This is a genomic window from Janthinobacterium sp. CG_23.4, from assembly GCF_029892305.1.
Taxonomy (GTDB): Bacteria; Pseudomonadota; Gammaproteobacteria; order Burkholderiales; family Burkholderiaceae_D; genus Janthinobacterium; species Janthinobacterium lividum_D.
In genome coordinates, this window is sequence record NZ_JARXUX010000001.1 from 4539921 (window position 1) to 4551864 (window position 11944).

Annotated in this window: 4 protein-coding genes, 2 tRNA genes and 3 rRNA genes; 2 read left to right on the plus strand and 7 right to left on the minus strand. The window is 54.0% G+C overall.

The window, feature by feature from the left end; genetic code table 11:
• Positions 1–19: 19 nt before the first annotated feature.
• The gene (locus H4V96_RS20390; RefSeq protein ID WP_196857146.1) at positions 20–409 is read right to left on the minus strand and encodes a DUF779 domain-containing protein; all 390 of its coding nucleotides are present in this window, start codon (positions 407–409) and stop codon (positions 20–22) included.
• Between the two features lie 53 nt (positions 410–462).
• A complete protein-coding gene (gene adh, locus H4V96_RS20395; protein ID WP_196857145.1) occupies positions 463–1983 on the minus strand; it encodes an aldehyde dehydrogenase in 1521 nt (506 codons plus the stop codon).
• Positions 1984–2336: 353 nt separating this feature from the next.
• On the opposite strand from adh, the gene H4V96_RS20400 reads away from it, so the two are divergent.
• Positions 2337–4481 carry a TonB-dependent receptor gene (locus H4V96_RS20400; protein WP_280721131.1) on the plus strand — a complete coding sequence of 715 codons (2145 nt, stop codon included), beginning with the start codon at positions 2337–2339 and terminating at the stop codon, positions 4479–4481.
• 155 nt (positions 4482–4636) lie between these two features.
• Here the strand turns inward: H4V96_RS20400 and rrf are convergent.
• The 5 genes from rrf to H4V96_RS20425 all read right to left on the minus strand — a co-directional run bounded on the left by rrf (position 4637) and on the right by H4V96_RS20425 (position 9935).
• Positions 4637–4749 (minus strand): 5S ribosomal RNA (gene rrf / locus H4V96_RS20405).
• A 137-nt stretch (positions 4750–4886) separates the two neighbouring features.
• A 23S ribosomal RNA gene (locus H4V96_RS20410) occupies positions 4887–7864 on the minus strand.
• 249 nt (positions 7865–8113) lie between these two features.
• Positions 8114–8189 (minus strand) — tRNA-Ala (locus H4V96_RS20415).
• Positions 8190–8229: 40 nt separating this feature from the next.
• Positions 8230–8306, minus strand: a tRNA-Ile gene (locus tag H4V96_RS20420).
• A gap of 98 nt (positions 8307–8404) precedes the next feature.
• Positions 8405–9935, minus strand: a 16S ribosomal RNA gene (locus H4V96_RS20425).
• Together the 16S, 23S and 5S rRNA genes with 2 tRNA genes alongside form the textbook arrangement of a ribosomal RNA operon.
• Before the next feature lie 475 nt (positions 9936–10410).
• Between H4V96_RS20425 and H4V96_RS20430 the strand changes: the two genes are divergently transcribed.
• On the plus strand, positions 10411–11931 hold the full coding sequence (locus H4V96_RS20430) for a radical SAM protein (RefSeq protein ID WP_196857083.1): 1521 nt from the start codon (positions 10411–10413) through the stop codon (positions 11929–11931).
• The last annotated feature ends 13 nt before the right edge of the window (positions 11932–11944 follow it).

Below are 11944 nucleotides of genomic sequence, written 5' to 3' on the forward strand. Positions count from 1 at the left end.
ACTGATGAGCATAGGTGTATCAGGTCTTGCTGTGCTCTAGCGGCTGGGCATGCAACAACGCGCACTCTTCATCGGTGAACAGGCGTGAGCGCGTCAAGAAGCGCTTGCCCGTGCCGTTATCGAGTGAAAACATGCCGCCATTGCCATCGACCACATCGATAATCAACTGGGTATGCTCCCAGTAAGCGAACTGCTCGATTCCCATGTAAAACGGTGTGCCATTCAAATGACCGAGATAGATATCGGTATCGCTGACATCGAACTCGCCCAGCGCATAGCACATGGGCGCACTGCCATCACAACAACCGCCCGACTGGAAAAACATCAATGGGCCGTGACGCTCGCGCAACTTGTCCATCATTTCAAGCGCCGCTTCGGTGGCGACTACCCGGGCAATTATTGCATTCATGGCATCCCTTTCTGCACGCCGCGCCTGGCTAAGAGCGCGGCGCGTGTGCCAGTTTAGAAGAAACCCAGGGCTTTCGGGCTATAGCTCACCAGCAAGTTCTTCGTTTGCTGGTAGTGATCGAGCATCATCTTATGGTTTTCACGTCCTATACCTGATTGCTTATAGCCACCGAATGCGGCATGGGCTGGATACAGGTGGTAGCAATTGGTCCATACGCGGCCGGCCTGGATGGCGCGTCCCATGCGGAAGGCGCGCGAACCGTCACGCGTCCACAAGCCGGCGCCCAGGCCATACAAGGTATCGTTGGCGATAGCCAGCGCTTCGGCCTCATCCTTGAAGGTGGTCACGGAGACGACAGGCCCGAAAATCTCTTCCTGGAAGATACGCATCTTGTTGTTGCCCTTGAAGACGGTCGGACGCACGTAATAACCGCCCTCCAGGTCGCCTGCCTGTGTATTGCGCTCGCCGCCAGCCAGCACTTCGGCGCCTTCCTGGCGGCCGATATCGAGGTAGGACAGGATTTTTTCCAACTGCTCCTGCGAAGCCTGGGCGCCGATCATGGTGCTGGCATCGAGCGGATTGCCCTGCTTGATGGCAGCCACGCGTTTCAATGCACGTTCGATGAATTTTTCGTAGATTGATTCCTGGATCAGCACGCGCGATGGGCAGGTACACACTTCTCCCTGATTCAGCGCAAACATGGTGAAGCCTTCCAGGCACTTATCGAAATAATCATCGTCGGCATCCATCACGTCTTCAAAGAAGATGTTCGGCGACTTGCCGCCCAGTTCCAGGGTGACGGGAATCAGGTTTTGCGCCGCGTAACCCATGATCAAACGGCCCGTGCCCGTTTCGCCCGTAAACGCGATTTTGGCGATGCGCTTGCTCGACGCCAGCGGCTTGCCCGCTTCCAGGCCAAAACCATTGATGATGTTCAACACACCAGGCGGCAGCAAGTCGCCTATCAGTTCGATCAATACCATGATAGAGGCGGGAGTTTGCTCGGCCGGCTTCAAGACGACGCAATTGCCGGCGGCCAGGGCTGGCGCCAGTTTCCACACGGCCATCAGAATCGGGAAATTCCAAGGGATGATCTGGCCCACGACACCCAGCGGCTCATGGTAATGATAAGCATAGGTCTCCGCATCGATTTGTGCGACGGAACCTTCTTGCGCGCGGATACATCCGGCGAAGTAACGGAAATGGTCGATGGCCAGCGGAATGTCGGCATTCATCGTTTCACGGATCGGCTTGCCGTTATCGATGGTTTCCGCCGTGGCGATCAGGCTCAAATTCTGTTCGATGCGATCGGCGATGCGGTTCAAGATGTTAGCGCGTTCGGCAGGCGAAGTCTTGCCCCAGGCATCTTTGGCGGCATGGGCGGCGTCCAGCGCCAGTTCCACGTCTTCCGCCGTGGAACGGGCGATCTCGCAAAATGGCAAGCCGGTGATGGGCGTAATATTGGGAAAATATTCACCTTTTACTGGTGCAATGAATTTTCCGCCTATGTAATTGTCATAACGTTGCTTGAAAGGGTTGGCGACGCCCAGTTTGCTGATGTCTGCAAAATTCATGTCATCCTCTATCGGCTTAATTAGAATGGAATTACTGAAATAAATATCAAACGTCTTGGTACAGATGGGGTGAGTACAAGAAGTCTTGTGCAAATGCCGTGCCAGCTCACCGCCGCACGCCGGTGATTCTTCCCGGGGGACTGTGCGCGCGTCTTGAACAAGGCAGGTGTATCCTGCGCCAATCCACGCCAGCCCTGCTGCGTCGCCCCTTTGTTGCTGCACAATGGAACAGGTGTACCAAACTGCAACACCTGCTCCTGTGCCACGAAGGAATCACCATGCCCCATGGCAATTTGCGCACGGCAATACGCACACGCGACTAAGCACGCTTTTATTCAGATTGGAGAACCCGCATGCAGCATCGTTTCCGCTTGAACGCCATTGCCAGCCTGTTTGTCGCTGGCAGCGCCACCCTCGCCCCCCACGTTTTCGCCGCCGAGTCCGCTGACCTGGCCGCCGGACAAGTCATGGATACGGTGGTCGTCAGCGGTAGCCGCATCGCCCGCCCCAGCAAGGAAGTGCCAGCCTCGATCGATGTAGTCGACAGCGCCCGCATCCAGGAGGGCCAAATCCGCGTCAACGCTTCGGAAGCATTGGCTGGCGTGCCGGGCCTGGTGGTGCAAAACCGCCAGAACTACGCGCAAGACTTGCAAATCTCCTCACGCGGCTTCGGCGCCCGCTCGGCCTTCGGCGTGCGCGGCATCAAACTGATCAGCGATGGCATTCCCGCCAGCATGCCCGATGGCCAGGGCCAGATCGCCACTTTCAACCTCGATACGGCCGAGCGCATCGAAGTGCTGCGCGGCCCCTTCTCTGCCATCTACGGCAACCACTCGGGTGGCGTGATCCAGCTGTTTTCCAAGGTTGGGAAAAATCCCCCGTCCGTGGAGCTGAACGTTACGGGCGGCAGCTACGGCACCAGCAAGCTGGACCTTTCGGCGCAGGGACAGGCCGACGGCATCGGCTACGTGCTGGACGGTTCGCGCTTCCGCACGCAGGGTTTCCGCGCCCACAGTGCTGCCACGCGCGAACAGGCGTTCGGCAAGATCACGCTCAAGCCGAATGTGGACAGCAAGCTGACCATCGTCGCCAACAGCCTGCACCAAGGCAATACACAAGATCCCCTGGGCGTCACCTGGGCCACGTTTGCCACAAACCCGCGCGCAGGCGAAACCGACACCACCGATACGCAAAACCCGAAGCGCACCTTTGCCGAACGCTACAACACGCGCAAGAGCATTGACCACCAGCAAATCGGCGCTACCTATGAACAGTCATTCGGCGACGACCGCCTGCATGTGACGATGTATGGCGGCAACCGCGATGTGATCCAGTACCAAGCTTTTAGTAGAGTGTTTCAGGCGCCAGCTAGTCATTCGGGCGGCGTGGTCGACTTTCAGCGCCACTTCTATGGCATCGATAGCAACTGGCTACACGTGAACCAGTTGGCCGGCGGCACGCTGAGCACTACCATCGGCATCGATTACGGCCACTCCAGCGACAAGCGCACCGGCCATGAAAATTACATGGGCAATAGCTTGGGCGTAAAAGGCAAGCTACGCCGCGACGAGCACGATGTCGTCTCCAGCCTCGCTCCGTATATTCAGGCGCAATGGCAAGGCGGGCCATGGCTGCTCAGTGCAGGTGTGCGCTACAGCAAGATGAAAGTCGCAGTCAACGACCACTTTCTCAGCAATGGCGACGACAGCGGCAAGCTCGAGTTCAGCCACACTACACCGGTGCTGGGCCTGCTGTATAAGCTGACGCCGAACGTCAACGTGTACGCCAGCGCCGCGCGGGACTTCGAAGCACCGACCCTGAACGAACTGTTTTACTCGGGCATGGGCGGCGGCTTCAATTACCAGCTAAAACCTGCCACCAGCAGCAACCTGGAAGCGGGCGTCAAGACCAGGCTCAACAACAACACGCATGTAAACGCGGCCGTATTCCAGATCAAGACCAGCGATGAACTGGTGGTCGACAACAAGAATTCAGGCAATGGTCGCACCAGCTATATCAACGCCAGCAAGACCTTGCGCCAGGGCATGGAAGTATCTCTGGACGCCAGCCTAGGATATGGCTTCACGACAAAAGTGGCGCTGACCAGCCTATACGCCGTATATGACCAGGCCTTCGGCAGCGCGCGCAAAGGCAGCCGTTTGCCAGGTGTACCCAGCGCCAACCTGTTTGCGGAACTGGCGTGGAAAGATACGCTTGATCGCTTCGGCGCGGCGCTGGAAAGCGTGGCCAGCAAGCAAGTGTACGCGGAAGACAGCAACAGCGAAAAACCGGCACCCGGCTACACGGTGTTCAACGTACGCATGAATGCCAAACAAAGCACGGGCAACTGGCACTTCAAGCAATTTGTCCGCCTGAACAATCTTTTCGACAAGACCTACGTAGCTTCCCTCATCATCGGCGACAGCAACAAGCGCTACTACGAAGCGGCACCAGGCCGTAATTGCTTGCTAGGTTTCAGCGCCCAATACAGTTTCTAAAAAAAGCCCGCGCCTCTTGCGATGCGCGGGCTTTTTATCTTGCTGCTGAATAGCTGGGGCTAACACTAAAACCAACAGACGAAAAAAAACCCCACCATTGCTGGCGGGGTTTTTCTCTAGGTGCAACAGCCGAGAGCTGTTGCACCAAATAACAAGCCTGACGATAACCTACTTTCACACTGGTTGCAGCACTATCATCGGCGCAAAGTTGTTTCACGGTCCTGTTCGGGATGGGAAGGGGTGGGACCAACTTGCTATGGTCATCAGGCATAACTTGTACTGGCGCTTGTTCTCGGTAGAGCAACAAGGCCTGAATCTGGAAGAAGCAAAGATTTTTGGGTAATGAATGGTATCAACAAACTCACAACGTTGTACCGTCTTATCCTCTGTACCTGCTAAGGTTATAGGGACAAGCCGTACGGGCAATTAGTACTGGTTAGCTTAATGCATTACTGCACTTCCACACCCAGCCTATCAACGTCCTGGTCTCGAACGACCCTTCAAAGAGCTCAAGGCTCTGGGAAATCTCATCTCAAGGCAAGTTTCCCGCTTAGATGCTTTCAGCGGTTATCTCTTCCGAACTTAGCTACCCGGCAATGCCACTGGCGTGACAACCGGTACACCAGAGGTTCGTCCACTCCGGTCCTCTCGTACTAGGAGCAGCCCCCTTCAAATTTCCAACGCCCACGGCAGATAGGGACCAAACTGTCTCACGACGTTTTAAACCCAGCTCACGTACCACTTTAAATGGCGAACAGCCATACCCTTGGGACCGGCTACAGCCCCAGGATGTGATGAGCCGACATCGAGGTGCCAAACTCCCCCGTCGATATGAACTCTTGGGAGGAATCAGCCTGTTATCCCCAGAGTACCTTTTATCCGTTGAGCGATGGCCCTTCCATACAGAACCACCGGATCACTATGTCCTACTTTCGTACCTGCTCGACTTGTCAGTCTCGCAGTTAAGCACGCTTATGCCATTGCACTATCAACACGATGTCCGACCGTATCTAGCGTACCTTCGAACTCCTCCGTTACACTTTAGGAGGAGACCGCCCCAGTCAAACTGCCTACCATGCACTGTCCCCGATCCGGATAACGGACCAAGGTTAGAACCTCAAACAAACCAGGGTGGTATTTCAAGGTTGGCTCCACGAGAACTAGCGTCCCCGCTTCAAAGCCTCCCACCTATCCTACACAGATTGGTTCAAAGTCCAATGCAAAGCTACAGTAAAGGTTCATGGGGTCTTTCCGTCTAGCCGCGGGTAGATTGCATCATCACAAACATTTCAACTTCGCTGAGTCTCGGGAGGAGACAGTGTGGCCATCGTTACGCCATTCGTGCAGGTCGGAACTTACCCGACAAGGAATTTCGCTACCTTAGGACCGTTATAGTTACGGCCGCCGTTTACTGGGACTTCAATCAAGAGCTTGCACCCCATCATTTAATCTTCCAGCACCGGGCAGGCGTCACACCCTATACGTCCACTTTCGTGTTTGCAGAGTGCTGTGTTTTTATTAAACAGTCGCAGCCACCAGTTTATTGCAACCCTTTCACCCTCATGGAGTAAACCAATCAAGCTACCGGGGCGTACCTTTTCCCGAAGTTACGGTACCAATTTGCCGAGTTCCTTCTCCCGAGTTCTCTCAAGCGCCTTAGAATACTCATCTCGCCCACCTGTGTCGGTTTGCGGTACGGTCTCGTATGACTGAAGCTTAGAGGCTTTTCTTGGAACCACTTCCGATTGCTTCGTGAACAAGTTCACTCGTCTCAACCCCTTGAATTGCGCGCCCGGATTTGCCTAAGCGCCTTCTATGAGCCAAAAACCAACTATTCCAACAGTTGGACAACCTTCCGCGATCCGTCCCCCCATCGCATCATACGACGGTGCAGGAATATTAACCTGCTTCCCATCAGCTACGCATCTCTGCCTCGCCTTAGGGGCCGACTCACCCTGCTCCGATGAACGTTGAACAGGAAACCTTGGGCTTACGGCGTGGAGGCTTTTCACCCCCATTATCGCTACTCATGTCAGCATTCGCACTTCTGATACCTCCAGCATCCTTTACAAGACACCTTCGCAGGCTTACAGAACGCTCTCCTACCATATGTGCGCTCCTTTAAATACACTCGATGTTCGCAAGAGCTTTGGTCTCTACTAACTTGCTTCGCAAGTAAGTATTGCCCAGCTCTGCTCTATCAATGCGCTTAAAGGAGCGCACATATCCGCAGCTTCGGTGACTGGCTTAGCCCCGTTACATCTTCCGCGCAGGACGACTCGATCAGTGAGCTATTACGCTTTCTTTAAATGATGGCTGCTTCTAAGCCAACATCCTGACTGTTTTAGCCTTCCCACTTCGTTTTCCACTTAGCCAATCTTTGGGACCTTAGCTGGCGGTCTGGGTTGTTTCCCTCTTGACGCCGGACGTTAGCACCCGACGTCTGTCTCCCAAGCTCGCACTCATCGGTATTCGGAGTTTGCAATGGTTTGGTAAGTCGCAATGACCCCCTAGCCATAACAGTGCTCTACCCCCGATGGTGATACTTGAGGCACTACCTAAATAGTTTTCGGAGAGAACCAGCTATTTCCAAGTTTGTTTAGCCTTTCACCCCTACCCACAGCTCATCCCCTAATTTTTCAACATTAGTGGGTTCGGACCTCCAGGGCGTGTTACCGCACCTTCATCCTGGCCATGAGTAGATCACTTGGTTTCGGGTCTACACCCAGCGACTGATCGCCCTATTCGGACTCGATTTCTCTACGGCTTCCCTATGCGGTTAACCTTGCCACTGAATGTAAGTCGCTGACCCATTATACAAAAGGTACGCAGTCACGGAACAAGTCCGCTCCTACTGTTTGTATGCACACGGTTTCAGGATCTATTTCACTCCCCTTCCGGGGTTCTTTTCGCCTTTCCCTCACGGTACTGGTTCACTATCGGTCGATTACGAGTATTTAGCCTTGGAGGATGGTCCCCCCATATTCAGACAGGATGTCACGTGTCCCGCCCTACTTGTCGTACGCTTAGTATCACCGGTCTGATTTCGAATACGGGACTATCACCCGCTACGGTTCCTATTTCCAGAGGATTCTTCTATCAGTCCGACTATCACGTACAGGCTCTTCCCATTTCGCTCGCCGCTACTTTGGGAATCTCGGTTGATTTCTTTTCCTGCAGCTACTTAGATGTTTCAGTTCGCCGCGTTCGCCTTGCATACCTATGTATTCAGTATGCAATACCCTAAAAGGGTGGGTTGCCCCATTCGGAAATCTGCGGATCAAAGTGTGTTTGCTCACTCCCCGCAGCTTATCGCAAGCTACTACGTCCTTCATCGCCTGTAATCGCCAAGGCATCCACCATGTGCACTTATTCGCTTGTCCCTATAACGTTAGCCTCTCATCATTTGCATAATGAAAGAGCGCTACAGGGATAAGAAAGTACAACGTTGTTGCTTGTTTGTTGATACATACAATCATTACCCATCGATTTGCTTTTTACAGCAAACCGATCAATAAATAATCTTTACTTCTTCCAGATTGTTAAAGAACGAAACAGCTTTGATCGCTAAAAGATCAAACCTAAACCACAGTCTTGTTGACTGGCTTACGTTTGTACTTTCGAGTAAAACTTGGTGGAGGATGACGGGATCGAACCGACGACCCCCTGCTTGCAAAGCAGGTGCTCTCCCAGCTGAGCTAATCCCCCGGGAATTATGTACTAATTAGCTGGTAAGGCTTGTTTTTTCTGGTAGGGCTGGTTGGACTCGAACCAACGACCCCCGCGTTATCAACACGGTGCTCTAACCAGCTGAGCTACAGCCCCAACGCGGTGCTACTACGACTACTGTTTCTTCTTAATTAAACAGCCGATAAGTGTGAACATTTGATGCGTGAATCATTGCTGATTCGTGCAAACTCTAGAAAGGAGGTGATCCAGCCGCACCTTCCGATACGGCTACCTTGTTACGACTTCACCCCAGTCACGAATCCTACCGTGGTAAGCGCCCTCCTTACGGTTAAGCTACCTACTTCTGGTAAAACCCGCTCCCATGGTGTGACGGGCGGTGTGTACAAGACCCGGGAACGTATTCACCGCGACATGCTGATCCGCGATTACTAGCGATTCCAACTTCATGCAGTCGAGTTGCAGACTACAATCCGGACTACGATACACTTTCTGCGATTAGCTCCCCCTCGCGGGTTGGCGGCGCTCTGTATGTACCATTGTATGACGTGTGAAGCCCTACCCATAAGGGCCATGAGGACTTGACGTCATCCCCACCTTCCTCCGGTTTGTCACCGGCAGTCTCATTAGAGTGCCCTTTCGTAGCAACTAATGACAAGGGTTGCGCTCGTTGCGGGACTTAACCCAACATCTCACGACACGAGCTGACGACAGCCATGCAGCACCTGTGTACTGGTTCTCTTTCGAGCACTCCCAAATCTCTTCAGGATTCCAGCCATGTCAAGGGTAGGTAAGGTTTTTCGCGTTGCATCGAATTAATCCACATCATCCACCGCTTGTGCGGGTCCCCGTCAATTCCTTTGAGTTTTAATCTTGCGACCGTACTCCCCAGGCGGTCTACTTCACGCGTTAGCTGCGTTACCAAGTCAATTAAGACCCGACAACTAGTAGACATCGTTTAGGGCGTGGACTACCAGGGTATCTAATCCTGTTTGCTCCCCACGCTTTCGTGCATGAGCGTCAATCTTGACCCAGGGGGCTGCCTTCGCCATCGGTGTTCCTCCACATATCTACGCATTTCACTGCTACACGTGGAATTCTACCCCCCTCTGCCAGATTCTAGCCTTGCAGTCTCCAATGCAATTCCCAGGTTGAGCCCGGGGATTTCACATCAGACTTACAAAACCGCCTGCGCACGCTTTACGCCCAGTAATTCCGATTAACGCTTGCACCCTACGTATTACCGCGGCTGCTGGCACGTAGTTAGCCGGTGCTTATTCTTCAGGTACCGTCATTAGCAAAAGATATTAGCTCTCACCGTTTCTTCCCTGACAAAAGAGCTTTACAACCCGAAGGCCTTCTTCACTCACGCGGCATTGCTGGATCAGGCTTTCGCCCATTGTCCAAAATTCCCCACTGCTGCCTCCCGTAGGAGTCTGGACCGTGTCTCAGTTCCAGTGTGGCTGGTCGTCCTCTCAGACCAGCTACTGATCGATGCCTTGGTAGGCTTTTACCCTACCAACTAGCTAATCAGATATCGGCCGCTCCACGAGCATGAGGTCTTGCGATCCCCCACTTTCATCCTTAGATCGTATGCGGTATTAGCGTAACTTTCGCTACGTTATCCCCCACTCTAGGGTACGTTCCGATATATTACTCACCCGTTCGCCACTCGCCACCAGAGCAAGCTCCGTGCTGCCGTTCGACTTGCATGTGTAAGGCATGCCGCCAGCGTTCAATCTGAGCCAGGATCAAACTCTTCAGTTTAATCTCTGTTACTTTGCCGTTTTACCGGCACCATCATTGCTGATGGGTCGCTCACTCAAAAAACTGACAGGCCACTACTTTCGTAGCGCCTATTTCATTATTTCTTGTGAACATTTGATATTTTAAGTTTTACAGCGATCCGAAGATCGCTGCTGCACTTACATCAAATGCCCACACTTATCGACTGTTAATTGTTAAAGAACGTATTCGGTACTACTTATTTACCACTCTCGCGCTACCGACAAAGCGTTGTGTTTGTCAGCTGCGAAGAAGAAAGAGTATGAAGCGTTTCGGCCATTTCGTCAACCTTCTTTTTTTACTACCCAGCCCCTGGAGGCCGTCCCTTTTGTGCCGCAAACTAGTGCGTCTCATCGGGGAGGCGAACTATAGCTAACTCCAAGCCGGGAAGCAAGCTTTATCCGGATAAATCATCGTTGCAGCGTAAAATGGCTGTTTTCCCCGAATCGCACCCGTCATGACCATCCTGCTCTCCACCTTGAACGCCCGCTACACCCACGCTTCGCTGGGCTTGCGCTATCTGCTGGCTAATATGGGGCCATTGCAGGCGCAAACGCGGCTGCAGGAATTCGTCATCGGCAGCAAGACAACGGAGCTGGTCGAACGCATCCTGACGAACAAGCCGCGCATCATCGGTTTTGGCGTATATATATGGAATGTCGAGGAGACGACGAAACTGGTGGCCATGCTCAAGCGCGTCGCGCCCGAGCTCATCATCGTGCTGGGTGGGCCAGAAGTGTCGCACGAGGCGGGCGAGCAGGAAATCGTCAAGCTGGCCGATTACCTGATCACGGGCTGGGGCGACGTCACCTTCCCCAAGCTATGCGGCGAGATCCTCAATGGCCCCAAGCCGCTGATGAAGATCCATGCTGGCGTACAAGCCCCTCTGGCGGAACTGCAACTGCCCTACTCTTTATATACGGACGACGATATACGGCACCGCACGATTTACGTGGAAGCGTCACGCGGCTGCCCGTTCAAATGCGAATTCTGTCTGTCGGCGCTGGATAAGACGGCCTGGCCCTTTGCCCTGGAGAACTTCCTGGCCGAGATGGAGTCCTTGCATGCGCGCGGTGCCCGCCTGTTTAAGTTCGTCGACCGCACCTTCAACCTGAATATCAAGACCAGCCTGAAGATCATGCAGTTCTTTCTGGACAAGATCGAGGCCAATCCGGACGACCCGATCTACGCCCACTTCGAACTGGTGCCCGACCATTTGCCCGATGCCTTAAAAGAAGGCATCAGCAAGTTCCCGCCCGGTGCGCTGCAGTTCGAAATTGGCATCCAGAGTTTTAATCCCGACGTGCAATCGCTGGTCAGCCGCAAGCAAGATAATCAAAAGGCCGCCGATAACATTCGCTGGCTTTGCGAAGAATCAAACGCCCACTTGCACGTGGACTTGATCGCCGGCTTGCCGGGCGAGGATGAAGCGAGCTTTGCGGCGGGCTTCAACAAGCTGGTCGCCTTGAAACCACATGAAATCCAGTTCGGTATATTGAAGCGGCTGCGCGGCACGCCCATCATCCGCCATACGGAAAACTTTGGCATGGTGTTCGATCCGCACCCGCCCTACACCATCCTGGCAAATACACAGCTCGATTTCATGAGCATGCAGCGCTTGGTGCGCTTCTCGCGCTACTGGGACCTGGTCGCCAATTCGGGCCGCTTCGCCAATACGGTGCAATGGATGCTCGGCGATGCACCGTTTGAAAACTTCATGGACTTTTCGAACTGGCTGTACGCCCACACGGATGCCACCCACCGCATCGCCATGGAGCGCCTGGCCAAGCTGGTAGCGCAATGGCTGCAAACGCGCGGCATGAGCGCGCTTGAGGCCCACGCCCTGGTGGCAAGCGACTATGCCGGTGGCGCGCAAGCGGCCACGCAGACCAAAACAAACGAAGTGAACACTAGCGGTGCCAAGGTGCGCCCGGACAGCGCCCTGCCACAGCGACAGGCGCGCCACCTGGCGTCCTGAGATGATGGCGATT

Coding starts and splice junctions, on each gene's coding strand:
- H4V96_RS20390 (WP_196857146.1), bottom strand. CDS start 409: ATGAATGCAATAATTGCCCGGGTAGTCGCCACCGAAGCGGCGCTTGAA.
- H4V96_RS20400 (WP_280721131.1), top strand. CDS start 2,337: ATGCAGCATCGTTTCCGCTTGAACGCCATTGCCAGCCTGTTTGTCGCT.
- adh (WP_196857145.1), bottom strand. CDS start 1,983: ATGAATTTTGCAGACATCAGCAAACTGGGCGTCGCCAACCCTTTCAAG.
- H4V96_RS20430 (WP_196857083.1), top strand. CDS start 10,411: ATGACCATCCTGCTCTCCACCTTGAACGCCCGCTACACCCACGCTTCG.